This window comes from Paenibacillus sp. FSL R10-2736 (assembly GCF_038000245.1).
Lineage (GTDB): Bacteria > Bacillota > Bacilli > Paenibacillales > Paenibacillaceae > Paenibacillus_AQ > Paenibacillus_AQ phytohabitans.
Map to the genome: position 1 here is coordinate 6526320 of NZ_JBBOBN010000001.1, position 24945 is coordinate 6551264.

The following is a 24945-nucleotide window of genomic DNA, read 5'->3' on the forward strand; positions in this document are numbered from 1 at the left end:
ATCCTCCTTTGCGATTCATCAATTGTAATGCACTCTTTTGGACAGCACGTATCCTACAATAATCAGGACGATGCTAATAATCAGCGTATAGATCCACGACATGGCCGCGCTGAGACCAAAGTTCTGGGTGGTGAACGCAGTGGTGAAGATCATTTGCGTCACTTTACTACCCGTGAAAGAGTCGATAATGGTGTAGATCACATTGGTCAGGATAAGCGGGCTTACCAGCGGGAAGGTGATTTTCCAAAAGGATTCATAAGCGGTCGCCCCTTCAATCTTCGCTACCTCGTACATCGCTCCCGGCACAGACTGCAGCGCGGCCAGGAAGATTAGAATCTGTACACCCGAGCTCGTAATAATCTCATAGATCCGCAGGATAGCATCCACAATGTAATCCACGAACGACAGCGGCAGACCGATATCACTCAGAATCATCACCATAGACATGACGTTGTACTGGGAGCCGGATTGACCGAGTTCATTCACAGCCGTGGCATCCCCCACCAGGTTGATCAGTCCGGAAGCTTCTGCCGCCGATATCGCATTCGAAGCCAGAATAACCGGCAGGAAGAATATCGCACGGGCCAGAACTCTCCCCCGGAATTTCTGATTCAGCAGTGTTGCCGAGAACAGGCTGAAGAACAGGATCATCGGAACGTTAAGCACCATATCCCTGACGGATTCGGTGAGTACGCGGTTGAAGGTGGCATCTACAAACAACGCATTGTTGAAATTAGACCAGCCCACCCAGTCCAGTGTGAACCCGGTCGGATCGACATTTAATTTGCTGAAGCTGAATTTGATGGACTGAATGAGCGGAGCCGCGAACATGAATACGAATCCAAGCAGCCACGGCGTAATAAAGGCGATTCCCAGCCAAGAGCGCTTGTGATTTAAGCTGAGCTTGCTCCCCCTCATGACTGCCCACCTTCTATCCCATATTGTCCGGCTCCGACGGTGAAGCCGTGTACGGAGACTGGCATGTCTGTGTAATTTACATAGATTGAAATCCCGTTGCTGTACTGCACCTCCACAACACCCTCCTGATGGCGTATGTGATTCACGATCTGCGCGTTCTGTACCGGAGAGAGCACTTTACTGACTTCCTTGTACAGCGAAACCGCCTGACCGTACCAATCCTGATAACTTGTGGCATACATGTCGTCAAAATGAGTGTATTTCAGCTTGGAGGACGGCTCATACGACCAGGAGAAATGGGGCGCGGCACCAAGCTCAATAGAGCGGAGCAGCTGCACCTTGAGATCCTGTTCATCGTTCAGATTCACCGGCGTCCCCGTATAGCTGATGTAACCATGGACAACCATTTCATAGAACGGGATTTCTTCATCCGTCAGCACGAAGCCGCTGGAGGCGGTCGGCACATTGATCAGATGATCCGAGTAAGGCCATGCATACGCATTGCCTCCGGCGACCATCGTCTGGCCTATGCTCTGATCCAGCTTGCCCAGCTGCTCTTCTACAATTTGTTTGGCCGTCTCCCGCTGAATGACCCGGCTGACCCGGAAATCCGAGCTGAGCACACTGCCGAGATCCCGCAGGGATACGCCATTGAACCTATAAGCTTTATACTTGCTCATGAATGTGTCTACATAATAGGGCAGCTTGGCCGGTGACAACAGATAGTAGCTTCCGAGCGTCATATCCATCCGGTTCAAGGCCCGGTTGTACGGATAGAGCTCCGCTTCTTCCCGGGTCACGAACCGCGAGGCATCGGAGGAAGGCGTGAAGCCGCCATCATCGTGATAAATCTTCTGGAAGGCCACATCCGGGAATAACACACCTCCCGCCTGTTCCAGCTGCTCTGATAATTCAAGAAGCTCCGCTTTGCTGCCGAGCACACTTTCCGTCTTCAGCTTATCCGGTGTAGCGTGATTCACCCCTTTGGCAGACCAGCCGGTATAGCGCATAAGCAGCCGGTCAACGCCATCCTGCTTCAGTTGTTCAGCAATCTGTGCCGCCTGTCCGAAGGTGGTCATGGCAATCTCGGACCGGTAAGGGACGCCGAGGAACGACTTCTGCTTGTCGACTGCCCCCAGCATATCGAGATAGAAGGGGACATCCTGTCCGGTCTCCAGAGGCTGCAGCACCTGCTCCGCCGCCAGCTTATTCCGGTACAGCTCAGCCATTCCTGAATAATTGGCTTTATCTTTGCCGAGGAAGCTGTAGCGGACCTCAATATCGCCTTTGTAAATCTCATCATTTAACAGCTGGATTTCCTGAATGGTAGAACCCGTATACAGCTCAAGCTCATCTTCTCCCCGCAGGGTGTAGCTGCTGTGGATGAAGTTGTAGGAGTTCTTCTTGCCGCTGATATCTGCGGCAATGCTGGCTATGGCATCGCCTTTCTCGATCACGGCAAACCATGCGGCATCCTCTGTTTTCAGGCCAAAGACCGGCATTCTGGCACTCTCGCTGACCTGCCCGCGTCTATAGCTGTTATCATTCGGGTCCGGGCCGTATACACGCTGTACATACTGCTCTTCCTTCACTTTTCCGTTATTCAGATAGATCAGGCTGCCGGAGCCGTCCGGAACGAACATGTAGCCGTCGCTCTGCTGACCGGCTGCTCCGAACATATTCAGCAGCTCCAGGCTGCGGATCTGGTATTCACCGCTCTCCTTGACCTGGTTCACAGGAATAGTTACTACCAGCGACCCTGCATCCAGCCGGTATTCCAGCGGAATGATGAAGTTCGGCTTGCTTGCTCCGGAGCCGCCCTCCACTCCGTTCTCCTCATTATCGAAGGCCAGATCTTCCGCAGAATAACCGGATTTGTTGAAGGCCGCGGTCATTTTGCTCAGCACCAGCGGCTTCGAGACCTGGGCATCAATGCGCTCCAGAACTTCCGGGTCACCGTCTTTCGGATAATAACGCTGCCCTACATATTTGGCGCTGGACGCATCCAGATTAGCCTGGACCTTCTCTTCCATTCTTGTCTTGCTGATGAACTTAGGCAGCGCATCAATCCCGATGGATGTATCTCCAATCGTATATACAATCCGCAGCCCGTTCTTGATGCTCTCGGCAGTGAATTGTTTGCTGCTGATACTCTGGGCGAAGTTCGTATAGGATTCAAGCGTCCCTATAGAGTCGCGGAACAGTACGTTCAGCTGCGAGGACAGCAGCTCCTTCTCGAATCCCGAAGCCAGGGTATCCTGCCCGCGGCCCGCCGGATTGCTGTACCAGATCTGACCATGGCTTTTATCCTTCACGGCGATTTCCGTTGTCTCTGGATTGAAATATAAGGACAGCTCAGATTCATCTGCTGCGAGCTGCATACCCGGAATGCCCCCGGACGAATCCGGCAGTGCGGTGAACCCGGTTCCGGCCTCCAGCTCATCTGTTACTTCCATATAGGCCGAGGCTTCCACCGCCTTCACTCCGCGTGAGGAGAAGAATACGGCAGAACCGGCAAGAATAAGCATGACTGCGGCACAGGCGAGCACCGCGACCAGCATTTTACGATTTTTCACAGGTGCGGCCTCCTTTACGTACGGAAAATTAATTCCCGGTAAATGTTAACGAAGAATTCTATAATCTGCTGAAGCATGCTTAATACGAGCGTCCCCAGAAACACGACAATTCCCATGACAATAACCGTGAGCAGCATCGTGACTATGGTTTTTAGCACGGTATATTGATGAACGGTCATAATACCGACGAATAATAACGCGACGAACCATATGGAGGATATCGTCATCATCAGATAATAGAAGGCTGTTTCTTCCTCCGCCATAAACCGGCTGGCCAGGATCATCGGCACATAAATGATTACAATCGGAACTAGCGCATAGGCTGTAGCCATCATAATTTCTTTGAATTTGCCTTCCCCGTCCATGAGTGTGGTGATCGCCCAGTTGGAGAGGCACCACAGGAAGAAGGGAAAGATAATCGTGAACAATTGCGTGATGCTGTTCAGATGCCGGGGGTCGTTATAATTCACCAGGAAACCCGCAAACTGATCCTTCAGGATCATCGAAATCACGACCAGCAGCAGAATCGTCAACGCGACCCGGACCTTCCCTTTGCCTTCGTACTTCATATCCCAAAAGCTGTCAAACGGATGCACAATGAGGTGCAGCGGGAATTTAATGAAATCCTGCCTCATGGGCGTTCCCCTCCTTAAGGTTTGGCGAAGCCTGCCTGGATGCGGTTAACCGCCGCTTCCTTCTCCAGAAGCTGAAGAGCTTATAAGACAGCCAAGCCAGCACCAGGATCATTACCGCTGTCAGGAAGGTTCCGAAATGCTCCTGCATGACTTCTCTCCGGTACCGTTTGAAGGCTACCGAATACCCGTCGCGGTCCATTCCGAGCTTGAAATATTTAAGTGCCTCTTTGTTTTTTTTGTCCATCAGCAAGGACTTGCCAATGCCGATATAAGCGATATCGTAGTTGGAGTTCAGCTTCAGGACTTCCCTCCATACCGGCACAGCGAGCGTATCTTCACCATTGTAGTGATACCCCACCGCTTCATTGACACTTGTGCCGAACCGGGTCGGCCTGAACACGACAATGTTGCCTTTCCCCCGGTCCAGTACGAGCTGGTTCCCCTGGGAGAACTCTACCGCTACCGGTATTTTGAAGGTCCCGGTCTGGTTGCCTTTGCCTCCGTAGACATAGAGAAGATCACCTTCATCGTTGTACGTGAACACCTTGCCCTGATTGGCATCAAGCGCACTGTACATCCCGTTCGCCAGCACTTTAATATCTGTGAACTTGGACGGTCCATCCGCTGTGCGGTACCGGATATCCCCCTTAATGTCGAAATATCCGAACCGCTTCAGTACATCCTCCCCGGAGGGATTCAGGCGCTTGATCGGCTCCTGCGAGCCCGGATCAATATTCGTCGCATAGAGGAAACCTTTGGCATCCACATCAACATTGGAGAATTCTGTAGGCACAAACAGCGCCATCTGCGCTTTCTGCGCTTTGGTTGAGACCAGCCGCCACAGATATTCGGTATAGTCACGCTGTACCTTGTTCGTGCCGACGTAGCCGATGAATTCACCGTTCTTATCAAACTGCATGATCCCTTCGAAGATCCCTTTAGCGATGACATAGACACGTTCAGCCTGATCTACAGTCACTTTCACGGGAATAAACTTGAAGTCCGCCGGCAAAATATCAGACGCCGGCTTCTCCACCATGCCGAGCAGCTCCCCTTCCGGGGACAGGATCACCACACGCCCGTTATCCGTATCGGCAACATACAAATTGCCGTCTTCCGTAATGTACAATCCGGATGGATTCTTGAATGTATCCTCAGCGCCCTGATTATCGAAGCTATTAATGACCTTAACGACCTTCCAGTCCGGGTCCAGGCAAATAATCCGCCCGTTTCCGCTGTCGGCTATATAGATCAGGCCGCTTGCCGCCACGACCATGTCGCCGGGTTCCCGGAAATCGCCTACCCCGAGATCCTTGCCGGACAGGGTCCGGTCAGGGATATACGCCGCAGGAGCGGGCACCGCTTCTTCCCAATAGTTATAGTTGTAGCTCTCATAAGGCGCAGAATCTGCATGCGCCGGAGCGGGAGCTGCATACACAATCAGCAGGGATGCCGCCATAAGTGACAGCAGCCATTTTTTTGCGATCAACTGCGTTCCCCCCTTAATCCTTCATTCCCGAAGTTGCCATGGTCTCTATAATCCGGCTCTGCGAGAACACAAACAGCGTGATCGGCACGCTCATCAGAATGAGGGCCACCGCTGCCGCCGGACCGGAACGGGCAATCCCTCCTGCAACCACCTGGCCCGCTGCAAAGTGCAGTGATTTCAGCTGCTCGCTGTAGATGAACCCGTTGCCGTCGCTGCCCCAGAGAATCTGGAATAACAGAATGATGAGCGTCAGCCAGGCCGGCTTGACGTTAGGCATCACGATCGACCAGAAAATGCGGTATTCACTCGCCCCGTCAATCTTGGCGGCTTCCAGCAGCACATCAGGAATCTGCTCCATAAATTGCTTCATCAGATAGAGGCCCAGTGAATAGGCAAAGGCCGGTATGATAACTGCCCAGTACGTATCGATGAGGCCCAGCCAGGACATGATCATATAGTTTGGCATAGCCGTCACCGCCGGTGTGAACATCAGCGAGAGGACAACGATGCTGAACAGTGCTTTTTTGCCCGGAAAATGATGTTTGGCCAGAGGGTACGCTGCCGCCGAAGCCAGCAGGACATGCCCGATAATCCCAGCACCGGTAATGAACACCGTGTTGAAAATATACCGGGAAAACGGCACCCATGAATTCCCCAGTAGGTTGAACAGATCGATAAAGTTGTTCATCGTCGGGTGCCGGACAAACAGGGTCGGCGGGAAGATGAAGATTTCGTCCAGCGGCTTGAACGCATTATTAATCGCATACACCAGAGGCAAAATCATAAACGCCCCGAATACAGTAAGCAGGGCAAATAAAGAGAAGGTGCCCCAGGCAGAGCGGTTCACCCGCTTCTTGGGCATCCGCAAAGGCCGGTTTAACCGTTTGGAACCTATTTGAAAGGGGGTATTCATGTCTTCTATTCACCCACCTTTCTAAGAAGCTTCTGCACCACCAGGTTGGTGCCTACCATGATGAAGAACAATACAGTAGCAATCGCTGAAGCATAGCCCATCTCGAACCTTGTGGTGCCGAAGTCGATCAGATGCGTCACGATGGTCTCCGCTGCATAGTTCACGCTCGGGAACCCGGCCAGGGCAATCGAAACATCAGCTACGGCGAACGCGGTCGTAATCTGGATGACAGCACCGAACATCAGCTGCGGGCGCATGGAAGGCAAGGTGATATACCAGAGCTCCTGCCAGCGGTTCTTGATTCCGTCCACGGCTCCCGCTTCGTATAAGGTTCCATCCACGGTCTGCAGTCCGGCAATGAAGGTCAGGAAGCCCGTTCCCAGACTAAGCCATAACTGGACCAGGATGATGATCGGCATAATATAGCCTTCTGTCTTCAGCCACTGGATCGGTTCCAGAATGAAGCCGAACTTCAGCAGCAGCCCGTTCATGATCCCGTACCGGTCTCCGGAGAAGATCATCAGCCAGATGAAGTACACGTTCCCCGAGATGGACGGGGCATAGAACACGAGCGTCATTACAGCTCTAAGCTTCGGTGACAGCTCATTGATGATCCAGGCGAACACGAAACAGGCGATATAGCTTATCGGACCTGTAATTACTGCGAACAGCAGCGTGTTCTTCAGGGCAATCAGGAATACATCATCCTCCAAAAAAAGACGAGTGTAGTTCTGCCACCCAATGAACTTCGGAAATTCCAGCATATTGAAATATGTGAAGCTAAGCACAACCGAGACCAATACCGGCAGCACCGTAAATACGGCGAACAACAGCATATACGGCGCCATCAGAATGTACGAATGCTTATTCGCTCTCATCTGCTGCCATTTCAGGCTCCACCAAGTTTGCACGCTTGACTCTCCCCCTTACCGCTATAGACCAAACTCTTTGCGTTTGGTGGTGATTTCGTCCTGAATATACTGGACATAGTCCATGATGGATTCCCTGGCTTCCACACCGCCGACCACTGTTTTGTAAAAAGCATTAAACAAATGCCGGCCTGTGAAATATCCGCCCGGAACCTCAGGAACCCCTTCCGCCCATTCGAACTGGGCTTTCAGATTCTCGTAATCGGCGATCGGCCAAGGCAAGCTGTCCAGCGCTTTGATATTCGCTGTCGGATAACGTGCGGCAGCACCCATCAAGCCTTCCATCTCACGCCCGAACACCGTCTGCGTCTGTTCACTCGTCCACCACTTCATGAACTCCCAGGACGCATCCTTGTCCTTCGCTTTATCCAGCATCACGACTGCACTGCCTCCGCTGGAGACTGTCCGGTCCAGTGTGCCGTCTTCCTTGACGGTTCCGGGGATCGGCACGAAGCCCCACATGCCCCTGATCTCCGGAGCAAAGACAGACAGCTGGTTGTATAAGGTATAATCCGCGATGCCGATCGGCATTTCACCTGTACGGAAACGGTTGGCAAAGTCATATTCGCGTTCCAGCTTGTAATCGGTATAGAATTCGCTCCATTGCTTGAAGGTCTCAATTCCGGTACGCGAATCCAGATCTGACGCTTTGCCGCCATCGCGGTAGAATTGTCCGCCATTCTGGAACAGCAGTGCGGCAAACATCGAGTTCGGCGGGATGTTCTGTCCCTGCACTGCCGATTGGACCACTACGGGCAGGCCAAACTGCATATGATTCTTGCTGAGCACCGCGAGCAGTGTGGATACCTCATCCCAGGTCTGCGGAACCTCAAGCTCCAGCTCCTCCAGAATGTCCTTGCGGTAGAAGAGCATATTGAAGGTCTGGGTCTCAGGCAGGGCGTAGACCCCGCTGTCATACCGGTAAGGCAGCACCGCACTCTCGCGGAAACGTGTGCTCACTTCCCCGAAATCCGCAAACTGCGTCAGATCTGCCGCCGCATTGCGCATCGCAAAGTTAACAGGCAGATCATTGCCGACCTGCATTGCCACATCCGGCCCTTGTCCGGCCAGGGTCGCCGGAAGCAGCGTGGTCATGTTGACCAGCTTCAGATTGACATTAATCCCGGTGGCTGCGGTGAACGTCTCATCGATCATCGCCTTCATCGTATTCGCCTGATCCCGTCCGCTGCCGATCCATACGGTTACCGACTTCTGGTCATCCTCATCCGACACATTGCCGATCTGGTTGTAGTCGGTGAAGAAAGAAGTGAAGAAGGCTGCGGTCTCATGCTTCAGCTTCGCGCCGAAGCCCATCCCTTTCTTCGAGAGCTTCTGATCAGGTGAAGCTATGTAGAGCGCATCCACTTCAAGCGGCTGCTCTCTTGCCGTCTGGACCCAGGTGCCGAGTCCGCCGGTATTCGTCTTGTAGGCGGTAAGTCTTTTGGGGACCGTATCCGGGTCCTCAATCATCTCGTCCAGCTGCTCGGCCATCGTCTTGAGCAGCGCTTCCTGATCACTGGATTGTCCGGATAAACGGACCAGTTCCTTCGCAATCCCCTTCAGGCGGTCGCGCTCCGCAGCGAATACCTCCAGGAGGCCCGGAATCTTCCGGTCCAGCTGGTAATCCCGGTACTCATCCGGCTTCGTTCCGGTAATCATCAGAATCTTGCGGTACATGGAGTTGAGATTGTACAGGCTGTTCTCTACCTCACGGATGAGCGGGGCAAACTCGCCAAGGCTAACCTCAAGCCTTACGACATGTTTCCCTTGTTCGAGCTTGTATAGATAGGGCTCATTGCCGCCCATAATGTCCAGCCGATAAGAGCTCTTATACCGGAAAGGAACCTTGGCCATTTCCGCAAACGGGACGGTACCATCAATGGTCAGCTTCCGGGTTGAATAGATTCCCCGCACATAATTCTGCTGCGTCTTGAAGGCCAGCTTATAGAATCCGGTCTCAGGCACATCCACTTCCCATTCGATCCACTGACCCGGTATCCGCCAGTTCAGCCCGCCTATAGTGTTGATTTTGATTACAGAAGAACTGTACGGAGTCACTGCCGGGCTCGAACGCTCATTCAGCGGGTACAACGTCGGGGAGGATTTCGCTGTTGCGTCTTCTGCCTGAACAGTCAGGAGCTGGCCGCTTACGGCCTGCATGCCTTCGGAGTCCCACGCTTTCTTCACTTCTTCGTACGGCAGCGGTGCACTCTGCCTGAACAGCTTCAGCTGCTTAATCAGTACAGGTTCTCTTGAAGATTCCAGGGTTAACGTATGTGTGCCGGTGCTGAAATAAAATAAAAACGGCTCATTCTCATAACCGTCGGAGTCCTGAAACGCCTTCTCGCTCCAGACCGGCCGCTCCACCTGCCTTGGCCGCAGGTCGTTGCCCTGATTGTCCTGGACCAGCTGATCCGACTGATTATCCCAAATCCGGTCAAACTGCAGGAACGCCGCCTCCTTGAAAGGGAGCTGCCCGTCAATATAGAAGGCGCGCTCAATAGCCGAACTTTTCCCTTCGACGGGATAGTACAGCATCGACAGGTTATAGAAGCCGGCTTCCTTAACTTGGACAGTCCACTCGGCCTTGCCCGTTTCACCGGTTAACAGCGCTTCACCGGCCATACCTTCGTAATCGGACCACTTCTCGAAGCCGCCTCCTTCTACACGGCTATAGTCAGCCGCCTCCAGAAGAATTTCCTGATCAGGTCTGGGAGCGTCCTTATGTTCAGCCAGATAGGCAACGTATTTATTCTCTTGATTCGCGGCAATCTCTATTGGTTCGCCGGGAGCCTGCTCATTTGCGGCCACAGCCTGCGTAGTTGTCTCAGCCTGTACATTCAAGCCTGCCGGAAGCATGATCAGCAATGCTACAGCAGCAAGCATTATATTCTTGGCTATTTTGGATTGACGCTTTTTATCTGTCACCAGAAGTCCTCCTTACAAGCGGAAATCTTATATCCATACAATAGGGGGAGTCACCAAGACACCCCCCGTTGTTATGACGATCCGGAACCCTCCTATTACTTGCCTAGCTTAGCAATGGAAGCTTCTGCTTCCGGCTTATACTTCTCGGCAGTTGCAGTAACCGATTGATTGTCTACAATAATATCCTTCATGTAACCGGAGGTCGGATATTCCGGGTAAGCGGTTTCAAGCAGGATCTGGCCTGTGTTGTTGATATGCTCATGCATCATAGCGACATCTTCTTCATGTGCGTAGATACTTTCCAGCCATTCCTGGCTAGGGAAATCACCGGTTTGTGTAATATCATAGGTATCTTCAAAAGCCTGATAGACCGCCTGCGGATCTTTCACACCTTTGGGAACGAAGAATGCATTCTTGCCGTTATCGGCATAGGTAACTTCAGGCGATCCGGAAGGTCCGTTCGGGAAAGGAACCACACCGAAATCGAAGGTCAGATCGCCCAGGTTCCAGATCGGAGCCGGGAACATCGCTACATCGCCATCCTTGAAGGTATTGAATTCGTCATAGCCGACTTTGTCTGCGCCTTTGACTTTGACTACGTTCTCTACGTTGTATAGACGGTTAATGAATTCAGCCGCCTCAATAACCTTCGGATCAGTCAGACCCTGAGTGCTTGTTGCTTCATCCACCAGCTTGCCGCCGTTGGCAGCGGAGAAGTTACGCAGCATATCGATCGCCCAGCCTGAGAAGCCGTAAGTATCGATTTTGCCGTCATTATCTGTGTCCTTGGTTGCCTGCTTGGCAACTTCAACGAACTTCTCCCAATTCCATTGTCCGCTGGCATACAGCTCCTGAAGGTCAGGAAGCCCAAGCTTCTTGAACAAGTCACGGTTGTAGTGAATACCGGCTCCACCCACACCGGGTTCAGCAAAGGCGTAGTCCTCATTAGCAATTTTTGGCGCCTTCACCAGCAGATTAGCTTCGTTGTTGATATTGGAAGCCGCTGTTGTATATTCGCTTACTTTCATCAGCTGTCCCTTGAGGATTGCCGGCCAGGCCGAGTTGTACTCCATAATTACGATATCGGCAAAGGGTTCGCCGGTAAGAGCGGTAGCTGTGAATTTAGGCATGAATTCTTCGAAGGGAACGTTTACAAATTCGAACTTGCAGTTGTACTTCTGCTCCACTTCAGTAATCTTGGCCAGACGTTCCTTCTCGGATGCGGAATTGCCCGCAGGCTTCAGATCCCACCAGGCCGCTACCTTAATTACACGTCCGCCCATATCAACAGGTGCTGCCGTCGGTTCCGCTGTTGCTTCTGCCACTGCCTCTGTAGCAGCAGGCTCTGCCGTCGCATTGGCCTTGGTATTATTGGCTGCATTGTTGCCGCCGCTGCAGGCTGTAAGTAAAAAAACAAAACACAATAATAAAACTGAATACCCCTTTATCTTTCTCATCCGTCAAACCTCCCATGATAATTGATAAATGATGAATACGTCAGTGCTGCCACATCCCTTATAAAGCGCTTACAATGCTGGTTAAAAAAATAACAAAAGCCCATTTACCTTTGTTTGTTTTCCACACCGCCCCTATTTGTTATTGTTTATTTGTTTTTCTTAGCATAACAAATATTACCACCGAGCAGGAAGATGGTCAATAATATTTTATTAAAAATCCTTATTTTAACATAATAAAGGCTTGTTTACGTGGAAAAACCGCTTATCTCTTGTTGAAGTCGTACAACAGTGTTATCTTTATCATAACAAAATAACATTATATAAAAACAAAAAGATAATATAAAACTATAATTATAATAACAGATAGATTCATAGGCAAAACCATTTTCAGAAAACTAAAAAAACAAGTGTTAGTCTACTCTTCTTCATGTAAAATTGGAATGTAGTTCTTCTGAAGAGACTAAATAAACTGACTAAAGTAGGATGATTTCATGCGGCGTAAAGTAACTATCCAATCCATAGCAGATTTTACGGGGCTATCTAAATTTGCAGTGTCACGGGCATTATCCGGCAAACCCGGTGTAAGCACACAGACCAGAGATATGATTTTCAAAGCCGCAGGGCAGCTCGGATACTTTAAAGACTCAACCGCTGCGCAGCCTCCGGGTGAGCTTATTGATCTGGATGCCCGTAAATGGTCGGGAACCATTCTGATCTTATTTCCCAACATCCGCTACCAGAATCCGGACTCCTTATATTGGGGCCCGCTGTTCAACGGCATCTCTACCCGGCTGGATCAGCGGGGCATTAATGTGCTAACGCTGACAGAGCCCAAAGATGATTCAATGTTCTCGCTCCTCAATCCCGAGGCCATCATGGGGGTCATTACAGTCGGCTCCATTTCCACACCTATTCTGGCAGAGATCAGGAGTCTCGGCATTCCGGTCATGATGGTGGATCACTACGATCCCAGCTTTCCGTGCGATTCTATTTTTACCGATAATCTGTCCTGCATGAGAGAACTGATGAACCTTGTCATCAAGAAGGGCTACCGCAGCTACCAGTTCCTCGGCAACATCCGCGATGCCCAGAGCTTCTATGAACGGTTCCTGGTCTTCCGGGCCGCACTTGAGGATAACGAGATCGAACTTAAGCAGAACCTTTCCCTTAACGGGCCGGAAATTGATAATTTCCGGGAAACCTTCACTGCGGCTGTTACCGAACACGGTCTGCCCGAGGTTTTTGTATGTGCTAATGATATCTACGCTTTGTTCGCCCTGGAGACGATGGAGATTATGGGTATGCCTGTTCCTGACAATCTGGTGTTTACCGGTTTCGATAATACGCACCCCAACCTGCCGTTCCTGGCAACCGTTAATGTAAACAAGCAGCTGCTCGGTACAAGAGCTGTAGATCATATGCTGTGGAGAATCCTGAATCCGGGCACCAGCTACGAGAAGATCCTGATTCAGGCAGATCTTATTGTCAGGGACTGAGGAAGGTAAGCCGGGTGTAAATAGTAGAACATAATTATACTACGGGTGAATCAAGAGGGAGCTTAGCGGCTGCGCATGGAGCTAGCCATTCTACCACTGGAACTTCGGCGGGTCCTCATGGCCCATCCAGCTGTGAAACGGACTGAGATTCCTCTATCCTGCACGATCTGGGGATATTGCGGGGGATTCGGACTGAGATTCCGCTAAGTATCCTGATTTGCCTCCTTTTACGCTCAAAAGAACAACATAACGGAATCTCAGTCCGCTTCAGCCTTATTATGAGCTTTTTTGGCGAAATAAGGGAATCTCAGTCCGCTCAGACCTCCATCTAAAGGTGGTAATGATATATGGCTGCTTCAGACTTTTCATGACATTGAAGCCTATAAAGAGAAGCTTGCCAGGTTTCTTAATCCCGTAAATAATCAACTAAGCTAACTACAATTATCATCACAAAACAGCGGCAATCCAGGACCTGTTGTCCCGGGCTGCCGCTGTTTCTGTTTACCCAGAATATAGCGCAAAGCTTCTATTATTTAACCTGTTCCATGAACGCCTTATAATCCTGGACGATCTCTTTAGACAGGGTGTGGTGTAGGTAATGCTCCCCTTCAAGCGGGATCAGTTTGCCGTGCACAGAATCCTTCACTTGCCCTTCATGCAGCGTCTGCCAGCCCTCAACATCTGTATTATTAGCCTGTATGAAGAGGAGCAGCGGGAGCTCCTTAGGGAATGCCAAAGCCTGAGCCGCTGTAAAGTTATCATTGAAATGTTTCATTTCATTCATAGTAGTATCGTTGCTGGAGTTTTTATTCGAGATCATTTTCATCTGCTGCTTGATCTGATCATCATATGGCAGTCCGGCATACGGGTCACCGCTCAGCTTCTTGAGCATTCTCATCAGACCTGATTTGTCCAGAAACTTAAACAGTCCGATGGGCATTTCAGCATCCATCCCGCCTTGTGTCGGCACACTGCTGTCGATTCCGACAAAAGCAGTCACTTCGTCTGTGTACTTGTTCACATAATCCAGTCCGTATATGCCGGCAATGGAATGCCCCATCAGCGTGTAACGGTTAATACCCAGCTGCTGCAATGCCTCATGAATTTCACTTGCAATATTATCGTTAGTCCGTTCCTTATCGGTTCCATCACTTAATCCATAACCGAATGGCTCAACCGCCACCACCGTGTAGAACGGAGACAGCTCATCGATCAGCGGCTTGAAATCAAGTGCCGGAGCGCCTGTGCCATAACCAGGCAGCAGCACCACAGTTTCCTCGCCCGTCCCTTGAATCAGTACATTCATCTTTTTGCCGTCTACAGGCACCAGTTGGCCGTAAGACTCAATTTTCCCCTGCTCCGATTTGCTGCTGATAATATTCACTACAAACACAACAGCTAAAAAAAGCACTATGGCGATCATTATGGCCGCAATAGATTTAAGCGTAACCCTAAGCCATTTTTTCATTATACATGCACCTGTCCTCATCGTTTGATTAAGATCCTTACGAACCAATAAGGTAAGCTTACACAATGAAGATGTACTCCCCGTGACGGCAATATGAACTGAATATGAACAGCTGCATACAAGTGGAAACGGCTGCGCCGTCCTATAAGGACGGGGTGTTTCAGCGATCAATAGAAGGATAAGTTACCGTGCGAAACATATAAATTCTTATATTTGAACAAAATCACCTTTACGGGTGAATCAAGTGCACTTTTGCTCCTCATTCCGTTTGCCGCTCACTTTCGGCGGATTCAAGGGCACTTCTGCCCCTCATTCTGCTTGCCGCCCACTTTCGGCGGATTCAGGGGCACTTCTGCCCCTCATTTCCTCTTGCCGCTCACTTTCGGCGAATTCAGGGGCACTTCTGCCCCTCATTTCCTGTGCTGCCCACTTTCGGCGGAATCAGAGGGATTTATCCCTTTAATTTCCCCATGCCGCTCACTTTCGGCGGAATCAGAGGGATTTATCCCTTTAATTTCCTCTCACTGCCCACTTTCGGCGGATTTAGAGGGATTTATCCCTTTGATTTCCTCTCACTGCCCACTATCAGTAGATTTAGAGGGATTTATCCCTTTGATTTCCCCATACTGCCCACTTTCGGCGGATTTAGAGGGATTTATCCCTTTAATTTCCCCGTGCCGCCCACTTTCGGTGGATTTAGAGGGATTTATCCCTTTAATTTCCCCATGCCGCTCACTTTCGGCGGATTTAGAGGGATTTATCCCTTTAATTTCCCCGTGCCGCCCACTTTCGGTGGATTTAGAGGGATTTATCCCTTTAATTTCCCCATGCCACTCACTTTCGGTGGATTTAGAGGGATTTATCCCTTTAATTTCCCCATGCCACTCACTTTCGGCGGATTTAGAGGGATTTATCCCTTTGATTTTCCCATACTGCCCACTTTTGGCAGATTCAGAGGGATTTCTGATACAAGAACAACAATCGTCCTCTATAGACGGTTCCTGCTCCAAATTCCAATGTAACTTATCCACAATATTATGCACATATTATCCACAATAGACGAGTAGCATGATTTTCCAGTCATTGAAAAAAAGCTGAGGCAACCTGTACAAGCCTAAGCTTGAGCAGGTTGCCGCAGCAGAACAGACTAATCCGCCGGTGCAGTGACCGGCAGGGTGACAATGAAGCTCGCGCCCCGTCCCGGCTCACTCTCCACCCGGATATCGCCTTGATGGAGCAAGACGATTTGCTTAACAATGGCCAGTCCCATACCGCTTCCGTTATACTGGCGGCTGTGGGAACGGTCAGCCTTGAAGAACCGTTCGAAGATCCGCTTCTGGTCCTCAGGCAAGATCCCGATGCCCGTGTCGGATATCCGCACGGTCACGTTCTTATAATCTTGCTTGATACTGACGCTGATCACGCCGCCATCCCTGGAGAATTTGATGCTGTTCCCCAGCAGATTCGTCCACACCTGATTGAATTGATCATGGTCAGCCGTCAGCCGGACGGCCTTCAGATGAAGCTCGAAGCTAATGCTGCGGGCCGACCATTGCGGCTGGAGTGCAACGATTACCCGTCTGATCTGTTCATCCAGGCTGAATGTGGTGAGCTGCAGCTGCCGGGACTGCGATTCCAGCAGACTCAGCTTCAGCAGACTGTCGCTCATCTTGGACATCCGCTCCGCTTCGCTGATGATAATATCCAGATAACGGTTCCGCTCGCCCTCCGGGATATTCATCTGCTTAAGCGCCAGTGCATAACCGGATATGGAGGTCAGCGGTGACTGAACCTCATGCGACACATTGGTGACGAATTCCCTGCGCATCTGCTCCAGCTGCTGCAGCTCACGCATCATCTCTTCGAAGCTGCGTGCCAGGGTGCCAAGCTCACCCTTCTGCTTAATATTCAGCTTCACATTGAAATCTCCGGCTGCGATCCGCCGGGTCGCGTTGGTCAGCTTTTTGATCGGCCGGACCAGAAACATGGCAGCCACCAGAATCACGAGACTTCCTGCTACCAGCGAATAGATCGAGAAGTTCAGAATCCATGTCAGGACAAAAGAGGTGGAAGGAGGACCGATGGGCTCTACAAACATCGCTTTCGTCCCCGCATCAGTTGTGAGCGGCAGCCCTAAGAGCGTAGTGGAAATTCCCGTTGGATTAAGCTGAACAATCTTCCCGGACAAGACTTGCTTCACTTGTTCCGTGGTCACGGTAACCGGCTTATTCTCATGCAGCTCCCCGAAAGACTGAAACTGGCCCGTCTGTTCATAAATCCGGATATGGTAGGATTCAAGTTGTTGCATTCCGTGTACGAACGCATCTGCCTCACTCAGCGGGAAGGCGTCATAGATCCGCACAATATCCTGTCCGAAGCGCAGCAGGGGGAGCTGCAGATTCTCGTTTAATTTATCTCTGAACAGCCATGTAGCCACAAAAAAGGAAATAACCGTCCCCCCGATTACGGAGACCAGGAAGGTCAGGACAACCCGGGTATATAAGGATTTGATCATTCGGTAACCTCAAGCCGGTAGCCCAGCCCGCGCACAGTCTCTATGCGAAAATCAGGTGTAGCCGCAAACCGCTCCCGCAGCCGCTTGATATGCACATCTACCGTCCGGTCATCCCCGGGATAATCTATTCCCCAGATCTGATCGATCAGCTGCTCACGCGTATAGACTTGTCCGGGTGTCCCGGCAAGCTTGTACAGCAGTTCGAACTCCTTGAGCGGCAGCGACAGCGATTCTGTCCCGCTGATCACCTTGTAAGTCTGCCGGTCGAGGGTAGTGCTGCCGAACCGGATCATCTGCGCGCTGCCAATCCGGTACCGTTTCAGCAGCGCCCTGACGCGGACCGTCAGCTCCAGCGGATCGAACGGCTTGGTCAGGTAATCATCCGTGCCCAGCTCGAACCCCTTCACCTTCTCCCATGTCTCGCCTCTGGCCGTCAGCATCAGCAGCGGAAGATCAGGATCGGCTTTTCTAAGCTCCTTGCATAACGTCCAGCCGTCCATCACCGGCATCATAATATCGAGCACGACGAGATCAACATGCTCCCTGGCATAGACCTCCAGTGCTTCCTTGCCGTCCGCGGCTTCAGCTGTTGTGTATCCATCATTACGCAGAAATAGGCAGACGAGTTCGCGGATGTTCGCATCGTCGTCTGCAACAAGTATAGTAGGCATCCGTTCCCTCTTTTCGCTTTGTACGGCCTGTACTGATATTTCAGATATAAGCTTAACTTCCCCTGCGGCAGCTTCCTGTATTCACCAGCACCACTAACCCGCTAAGTTCCGAACCGCTGCCGGTAACCGCATTTGCGGCACAGCTCCTCGACAGCTTCCCGCCGGGAGAAGCCATAGAACAGGTTATTCGCCCGCTCACCCTCAACAATCTCGGAGAACGGCGTCTCGTGAATATTGCCGAGCTTGATCACGCCTTCGCCATCGAGGCAGCACGGCACAACCGTGCCGTCCACCAGCACCGCCGCCTGGCTGCGCAGCGCATGGCAGAAGCCCTTGCCGTCGTCCTCCGGCTCGTGCAGAGCCGGCCATCTGAACTCGTGATCCTGGTTCAGATAGACACGCGGGGCAATCTTCACCCCGCTGCCGGGGACAACCTTCTCTTCGATCCGGAAGTCGAGCCCGAAGGCCTCCTCCAGCAGAGCCAGCGTCTCGCGGTTGCGGCTTTTCTCCAGATTCGTCCGGTTGTCCTCCGTCAGGTTCCACAGCCTGAACGAGACAATGACGCCCTGGGCAGATATCTCCCGGACGAAACTGATAATCTCCGACACATAACCTTCGCGGTTCTCGGAGCCCGCATGTCCGTCGAAGCTGTGCAGCGAGAAGTTCATCTGCCGCAATGCCGGCTTGCCCAGCAGCTTCGGCCCCGCCTTATGGATCAGCGTGCCGTTGGTCGTGATGTTGACCTTGAAGCCTTTGGCATGCGCTGCATCCAGCAGCTCGCCGAGCTTCGGATGGAGCAGGGGTTCGCCTTTGACATGCAGGTAGATATGATTGCTATGCGGTTTAATCTCATCGAGTATGGTATTGAACGTCTCCAGCTTCATGAAGTTCTTCTGCCGCTCGGTTGGCGGACAGAAGCTGCAGGCCAGGTTGCAGACGCTTGTAATCTCGATGTATACCTTTTTGAAAGTCTTCAAGTTCCGCTCCCCTTTTCAATCGTACATCCTAATCCGGGCCATCCAGTCCGTACAGCTATAGATCCGAGGCGTAGCGCAGACCAATCTGCGCTCTGGCATCCTCCATCAGCTCGGCGACCGCCAGAGAATTGGCGTGACTGTTAATGCCGCTCTCCCGCTGGCCGCTCTTCAAGAGATGAATGAACTCCTGAATCTCATAATACATCGGCTCGAACACCTGCGGAAGCGTAAGCTCTTCGATGGTGCCGTCACGGTAGTGGATTTTGACCTGATAAGGCTGGTTGATTTTGTCGATGACCATCGTCCCGTTCTCGCCCTGAATCTCAGCCGGCAGGTAGGAGTCGGCAATCTTGGAATGCATAACCACGGCGTCCATATCCGGATAACGCATCACCATACTGCCTTCGCCGTCCACTCCGGAGGAGAGCATCATGCCCACTGCCTTCACCGAGTCCGGCTTGCCGAATAACGCCACCATGGGATACAGGCAATAGATGCCCAGGTCCATCAGCGAGCCGTTCGAATATTCCGGATTGAAGGCGTTCAGCACCGTGCCCTGGCGGTAAGCATCGTATCTCGATGAGTATTGACAATAACCGGCGAAATATCGCCGCACTTGACCCAGCTTATATAAATTATCGCGGATTACGCCAAAATTCGGCATAAAGGTTGATTTCATCGCTTCCATCAGCAGCACATCATTGCTGCGCGCCGCGTCAATCATCGCCTTCAGCTCTCTGCTGTTGGAGGCAGCCGGCTTCTCGCAGATCACATGCTTGCCATGGTTCAGACAGATCAGGGACTGCTCCGCATGCATCGAATTGGGGCTGGCGATATAGACCGCGTCCACCTCTGCGCCGGATACCATTTCCTCCAGATCCGTATAGATCGAAGCCCCTGCATATTTTGCGGCAAAAGCCCGTCCCTTCTCCTCTGTGCGGGAATACACGGCTGTGAGGATAAATTCCTCATTCTCCAGTCCGGCTTGAACGAAGCGGTCAGTAATCCAGTTAGTGCCTACGACCCCGAAACGAATTGTCATGAATGATCCCGTCCTTTTTTATAAATATAAGACTTTATATCCGAACACAATTAAGTATCCTTCTGTTTACTGCTGAGCCTACCCATCCTTACTCAGGACAGCAGAAGGGTTTCAGCATGTCATACTGATCTATAACTGCTATTTTCTCATTCCGTGGTAGGTATGTCCACTTTTCAGCCGTAATTTCCGACAAATTCCGCTAGATTCCGCTTGTGAAAAAAAGCACCTGCATAAATGCAGGCGCTTCGTCTAATATGCAATGTTTATGCAGTGTTTATGCAATCTTTTATACAGCTTCTATACGATGCAGCTTCTATACAATCGTCCAGCCGCCGTCTACAAACAGAGTCTGACCTGTAGTGTAGCTGGAGGCATCCGAGGCAAAATACAGCACCGCCCCGTTCAGCTCCCCCGGATTGCCGGGCCGGCCCATCGGACAGACCGCATTGTACATCCGCAGCGCCTGTTCAGTGAACAGCGTGTTCTCTGTCATCTCGCTATGGAACAGGCTGGGGCCGATCGCATTGACGGTAATACCGTGCTTGGCATACGTAGCCGCTACGCCCCGGGTCAGGTGGATCACTCCGCCTTTGGCCGCATTGTAGGAATGGGTTGGAATCGAAGCCGATGCCGTGAGGCCCAGCATGGAGGCGGTGTTGCTGATTTTGCCGTATTTGCGATCCTTCATGTGGCGGATGACATGCTTCGACATCAGGAAGACACCCTTCAGATCCGTATCGAGGACGCGGTCCAAGGCTTCTTCCTCCAGCGCATCAATCGGCACAGAGTCCACCACACCTGCGTTGTTCACCAGAATATCAATTTGGCCAAAAGCCTCCATCACCTTAGAGACTGCGGCGATAATCTCATCTTCTTTTCTAACATCACATTCAACAGGGATAATCCGCCGCTCCGGATATTTGGCGCGAAGCTCTTCGGCCACTGCTGACAGCTTGTCGTATCGTCTGGCCAGTATGGCCACATCCGCACCCTGATCAGCCAGCATGTCGGCAAACTGCACACCGATTCCGCTGGACGCACCGGCAATAATGGCTGTCTTGCCTGTTAAATCAAAAAGGTTGATCATCGTAATCCTCCTCAAATTTGTCAGATTAGGCTATATCCATGAATGTCTCCGTCTTTGAAACTGCACCAATGTTTCCTTTTATAAAGAGCTCTCCGCAGAAAACACTAAGCACAGAACATAAACAGCCCCCGCTCCAGAAGGAGAGCGGGGGCTGTACTATTCCTATTCAGAGAGCGGGACCTGTATAGACCCCCGAACCATTTTAACCGTAAAAAGCCTGCAGCTGGCGCACAATCTCCGCTTTGTCATGATCAACCACGACCTGATGCTGCGGCTGCTCGAACAGGGCGGCAATCTGCGCCGGGAATTCCTGCTTGATGCCGGTCAGGGCAATCGCCTCGTCGAACTTGGCCGGATGCGCTGTCGCGAAGGCGATGCTTGTCTCACCCGGGGCGCTGAATTTCTCGTAAGCCGCAACCCCGCAGGCCGTATGAGGGTCCAGCAGATAGCCGGATTCCTGCTCGTATTTGCTGATCGTCGCAAGGCATTCCGCATTCTTGACACCCAGCGCCGAGAAGTCAGCCTGCACCCGGGCAAACAATTCGCCGTCAACCGTGATGGCGCCCTCACTCTGCAACGCAGCCATATATTCGGACAGCTTCACTGTATCCTCACCGAGCAAATAATACAGATAACGCTCGAAGTTGCTTGCTACCTGGATATCCATTGACGGGCTGTAGGTGCCCGTGAAGCTGCCCGGTTTGTATTCGCCGGTTAACACGAACCGTTCGAGAATGTTGTTCTCATTGGTGGCGATAATCAGCTTGTTGATCGGCAGCCCCATTTTCTGCGCCAGGAAGCCTGAGAAAATATTGCCGAAGTTCCCCGAAGGCACGCTGATATTCACCTTCTTCTTGTCACTCTCCGGAAGCTGCAGATAGGCATAGAAATAATAGACCGTCTGCGCCAGAATACGCACGAAGTTGATCGAGTTGATCGCCCGCAGGTGATACCGTCCCTTGAAGTCGAGGTCGGCGAACAGCTCCTTGATGATCTTCTGGCAATCGTCGAAGTTACCCTCCACGGACAGGTTCAGCACGTTGCTGTCATCCACGGTCGTCATTTGCAGCTCCTGCACCTTGCTGACCTTGCCGTGCGGATGAAGAATACAGATTTTGATGCCTTCCTTGCCGCGAACGCCCTGGATTGCAGCCGCTCCGGTATCGCCCGAGGTTGCGCCGAGAATATGAATAATTTCGCCCCGTACCTTGGCAATATAGGAATACAGCTCACCCATGAACTGCAGCGCCACATCCTTGAAGGCAAACGTAGGCCCGTGGAACAGCTCCAGCACATACAGGGAGTCGTTTACTTTGTGCAGCGGTGTGACTTCCGGAGCGCGGAAATTGCCGTAGCTCGTGTAGACCATTTCTTTCAAGTCATCATAGGGAATTTCATCATTCGTATAGTAGGAGAAAATCTCAAGGAATAGCTCCTGGAAGCTGAGGCTTCTCCATTCTTCAAGCTTTTCAGGGGAAACCGTAGGAATCTGAAAAGGCACCATCAAACCGCCATCATCCGCCAGTCCCATCAGAACCGTGTCAATAAAGCCTCTTGCTTCCACCTTGCCTCTTGTGCTTACATACTCCATACCCGTCTCATCCTCCTGAACCCCTCTTTATTTAACCAGCTGATATTAACTGACCATATAACAATACTCGCCATCATTCTTAAGTTCAGCTTATATGGTGCTTAATTTTACTTTACATAGTAACACGTTTACGCGTTAAAGTCCGTTAATTATTGGCGTTATTTTTAAAATAAAGCGAAGTTTCGCACGCATCCTTTTTACGGCATCATGCCTATGGACACTATTTGTTCTGCAGCTGCTTCCAGACGGTTTTGTTGCTGTACTTCTTCTCTGTGCTGACATCCTGGCCGAACCATTCCGGGGCGATGAAGCTCTCCGCTTCCTCCAGCGAATCGAATTCAACCTCCAGCACCGTAAGCTCCAGCTGAGTATAGAGATCAATCTCCACCGTTGTGCCGTTCCATACGCCTGTGATGCGGGTTTTGACCAGTGCTACAGCTTTCACAGCCTCGATCATCTGATTATATAAACCTGCCGAAATGGAATATTCGATCTCTTGGCGGCTGATGCCTTTGCCATCCTTGAACGTATGTGTATAAGAAACTTCGCCCGTATCCAGGTCGGTAATTTTGCGTACCCGCAGCTCCTGCCCGTCCTCAATCGCTAAATACGTCTGGTCAATGCTGTGCCGGGTGAGCACCTTCAGCTGTCCTTCTTCAATAAGCCGCTCCGGGTATTCCGGCAGCAGGAATTTGCGTTCAATCTCTATAGCCATGCTGTTTCTCTCCTCTGTGTACGAGCCTAATGTTACATATTATTTATCATCATAGGGGCGGGTCCTACGCAAGTCAACCGGAAGCGGCGGATTCTCACGGAAACAGGCGGTCGATCGACCGGATGTCATAATCGTTGATGATTTTAAAAGATCCGCTGCTGTACTTGTCTCGCCGGGAGGAATCACTGATCGAGATATACTTGGCGTCATCCACTCTAATCGAGAACCGGTAGGCTTTGTTCACATCAATATTAATCCAGTAGCTTCTGGTGAAATCATGCGAAGCATAGGAGCTTCTTAACTTAACTCCGGCAAAAGCATTCATGATCCCCGCGATTTCTGCCGGATCGGTCACCGTGACCACGACGTCATCAGCCGTCTCCGGCAAAGACCGGGTAATTTCTATCGAGGTGATATCCTGCAGGCTGATGCGGCTGGACACCCTTGCCTCGAAAGAGGTGAACATCTGTACAATCGTACCTACGTGATAAACCGCAATTCCCAACAGGAAAATAATCAGGAAGACCCGGCCTAGCGTAAGCTTCTTCCGCTTTCCCGGCTTCCCCCGCATTCCTGGCCCTCCCCGCTCTCCCGGCTGCTCCACATTCTCCAGCCCGTTCAACCGTTCCGTCTCCGTCTCCGTCACCCCAAGCACCTCCTCCGAAATCAAGCATTGCTTCCATTATATACAATATAGCTTACAGTAAAAACCTCGCTTGCCAGCTATGTATGCTAAAACCCGCTCTTGCCCGGGTGTACAGGTACAAAACCGCTCGTTGGGCAAATGGGGGTGGAGGTTAGCGGGAGCATAAAGTATGGGTGAGGGATTGGCGGGAGCTGCGGCTTGCGAGAGCTGCGGCTTAGCGGGACGGCGGGGATTGCCGGATTTGGCGGGACTTGGCGGGATTGGCGGCTTGCGAGAGCGGGGGCTTGGCGGGACGGCGGGACTTGCTAAGGCTTTGCCACTCCTCGACTAGTAAGAGGACTGAGATTCCGTTATTTGGTCAGATCAGGCGAAATCACTGGCCAATCGGACTGAGATTCCGCTATGTGTCAACATATGCCACGTTTTAAGCTCGAAGTCACAAGTTTACGGAATCTCAGTCCGCTTCAGCCTCAAAACTAGGCTTTTCCAGTAAATAAGGGCTTGTCAGTCCACTTCACTCCACTGGTGATCACTTATGCCTACGCCTGGTGAAACCAAAAGCACTTTACTCCTCAGTCCCATCGGTTGCCCACTTTCGGCGGATTCAGGGGCACTTTTGCTCCTCTTCCCTGCCTGCCGCCCACTTTCGGCGGATTCAGGGGCACTTTTGCTCCTCAGTCCTGCCTGCCGCCCATTTTCGGCGAATTCGTTCCTCCATCCAGCCTACTTCTAGCGGATTTAGTAGGATTTATCCCCTTCATTCCTCCATCCAGCCTACTTCTAGCGGATTTAGTGGGATTTATCCCCTTCATTCCTCCATCCAGCACACTACTAGCGGATTTAGTGGGATTTATCCCTTTCATTCCTCCATCCAGCCCACTTCTAGCGGATT

Annotated in this window: 20 protein-coding genes; 2 read left to right on the plus strand and 18 right to left on the minus strand. The window is 51.5% G+C overall.

All coding sequences use genetic code 11. The features are described 5' to 3' along the window. Positions 1-18: 18 nt before the first annotated feature. The 8 genes from NSQ73_RS27960 to NSQ73_RS27995 all read right to left on the minus strand — a co-directional run bounded on the left by NSQ73_RS27960 (position 19) and on the right by NSQ73_RS27995 (position 11845). Positions 19-918: a carbohydrate ABC transporter permease gene (locus tag NSQ73_RS27960; RefSeq protein ID WP_039306560.1), complete on the minus strand. Its 900-nt coding sequence runs from the start codon at positions 916-918 to the stop codon at positions 19-21. Next, complete coding sequence (locus NSQ73_RS27965; RefSeq protein WP_340989141.1) at positions 915-3494, minus strand: DUF5696 domain-containing protein; 2580 nt, start codon at positions 3492-3494, stop codon at positions 915-917. Before NSQ73_RS27965 ends, NSQ73_RS27960 begins: the two co-directional genes overlap by 4 nt. 14 nt (positions 3495-3508) lie before the next feature. After that, entirely contained in the window at positions 3509-4129 is a 621-nt protein-coding gene (locus NSQ73_RS27970; protein WP_042133771.1) for a YIP1 family protein, read from the minus strand. Continuing rightward, the gene (locus NSQ73_RS27975) at positions 4110-5618 is read right to left on the minus strand and encodes an NHL repeat-containing protein (protein ID WP_340989142.1); all 1509 of its coding nucleotides are present in this window, start codon (positions 5616-5618) and stop codon (positions 4110-4112) included. The genes NSQ73_RS27970 and NSQ73_RS27975 overlap by 20 nt, the downstream gene beginning before the upstream one ends. Before the next feature lie 13 nt (positions 5619-5631). Then, positions 5632-6531: a carbohydrate ABC transporter permease gene (locus tag NSQ73_RS27980; protein ID WP_042133769.1), complete on the minus strand. Its 900-nt coding sequence runs from the start codon at positions 6529-6531 to the stop codon at positions 5632-5634. Positions 6532-6536: 5 nt separating this feature from the next. After that, entirely contained in the window at positions 6537-7409 is an 873-nt protein-coding gene (locus NSQ73_RS27985; protein WP_081970408.1) for a carbohydrate ABC transporter permease, read from the minus strand. 54 nt (positions 7410-7463) lie between these two features. Then, positions 7464-10346 (minus strand): extracellular solute-binding protein, encoded by a 2883-nt coding sequence (locus NSQ73_RS27990; protein ID WP_340989436.1) that lies wholly within the window; start codon positions 10344-10346, stop codon positions 7464-7466. 137 nt (positions 10347-10483) lie between these two features. Continuing rightward, positions 10484-11845 carry an ABC transporter substrate-binding protein gene (locus NSQ73_RS27995; RefSeq protein ID WP_171720630.1) on the minus strand — a complete coding sequence of 454 codons (1362 nt, stop codon included), beginning with the start codon at positions 11843-11845 and terminating at the stop codon, positions 10484-10486. Between the two features lie 491 nt (positions 11846-12336). On the opposite strand from NSQ73_RS27995, the gene NSQ73_RS28000 reads away from it, so the two are divergent. Continuing rightward, positions 12337-13341, plus strand: a complete 1005-nt coding sequence (locus NSQ73_RS28000) for a LacI family DNA-binding transcriptional regulator (protein ID WP_340989146.1) — start codon at positions 12337-12339, stop codon at positions 13339-13341. A gap of 529 nt (positions 13342-13870) precedes the next feature. Here the strand turns inward: NSQ73_RS28000 and NSQ73_RS28005 are convergent. The 9 genes from NSQ73_RS28005 to NSQ73_RS28045 form a co-directional block, all read right to left on the minus strand. Beyond that, positions 13871-14809: an alpha/beta fold hydrolase gene (locus NSQ73_RS28005; RefSeq protein WP_340989147.1), complete on the minus strand. Its 939-nt coding sequence runs from the start codon at positions 14807-14809 to the stop codon at positions 13871-13873. Positions 14810-15956: 1147 nt separating this feature from the next. Next, positions 15957-17324, minus strand: coding sequence for a sensor histidine kinase (locus tag NSQ73_RS28010; RefSeq protein ID WP_340989149.1), 1368 nt, complete (start codon positions 17322-17324; stop codon positions 15957-15959). Next, complete coding sequence (locus tag NSQ73_RS28015) at positions 17321-17995, minus strand: response regulator transcription factor (RefSeq protein ID WP_171720634.1); 675 nt, start codon at positions 17993-17995, stop codon at positions 17321-17323. The genes NSQ73_RS28010 and NSQ73_RS28015 overlap by 4 nt, the downstream gene beginning before the upstream one ends. Before the next feature lie 101 nt (positions 17996-18096). Further along, entirely contained in the window at positions 18097-18972 is an 876-nt protein-coding gene (locus tag NSQ73_RS28020) for a radical SAM/SPASM domain-containing protein (protein ID WP_340989152.1), read from the minus strand. Between the two features lie 55 nt (positions 18973-19027). Next, positions 19028-20014, minus strand: a complete 987-nt coding sequence (locus tag NSQ73_RS28025; RefSeq protein WP_340989154.1) for a Gfo/Idh/MocA family protein — start codon at positions 20012-20014, stop codon at positions 19028-19030. Between the two features lie 313 nt (positions 20015-20327). After that, entirely contained in the window at positions 20328-21101 is a 774-nt protein-coding gene (locus tag NSQ73_RS28030) for an SDR family NAD(P)-dependent oxidoreductase (RefSeq protein ID WP_340989156.1), read from the minus strand. A 202-nt stretch (positions 21102-21303) separates the two neighbouring features. Next, positions 21304-22692 carry a threonine synthase gene (gene thrC, locus NSQ73_RS28035; protein WP_340989157.1) on the minus strand — a complete coding sequence of 463 codons (1389 nt, stop codon included), beginning with the start codon at positions 22690-22692 and terminating at the stop codon, positions 21304-21306. A 220-nt stretch (positions 22693-22912) separates the two neighbouring features. Further along, entirely contained in the window at positions 22913-23407 is a 495-nt protein-coding gene (locus NSQ73_RS28040; RefSeq protein WP_340989158.1) for a CYTH domain-containing protein, read from the minus strand. A 94-nt stretch (positions 23408-23501) separates the two neighbouring features. After that, the gene (locus tag NSQ73_RS28045; RefSeq protein ID WP_340989159.1) at positions 23502-24053 is read right to left on the minus strand and encodes a hypothetical protein; all 552 of its coding nucleotides are present in this window, start codon (positions 24051-24053) and stop codon (positions 23502-23504) included. A gap of 169 nt (positions 24054-24222) precedes the next feature. Here NSQ73_RS28045 and NSQ73_RS28050 point away from each other — a divergent pair, with 169 nt between their 5' ends. Beyond that, on the plus strand, positions 24223-24384 hold the full coding sequence (locus NSQ73_RS28050; protein WP_340989160.1) for a hypothetical protein: 162 nt from the start codon (positions 24223-24225) through the stop codon (positions 24382-24384). 343 nt (positions 24385-24727) lie between these two features. Here the strand turns inward: NSQ73_RS28050 and NSQ73_RS28055 are convergent. Beyond that, on the minus strand, positions 24728-24945 hold a 218-nt coding region (locus NSQ73_RS28055), incomplete at its 5' end, for a hypothetical protein (protein WP_340989161.1).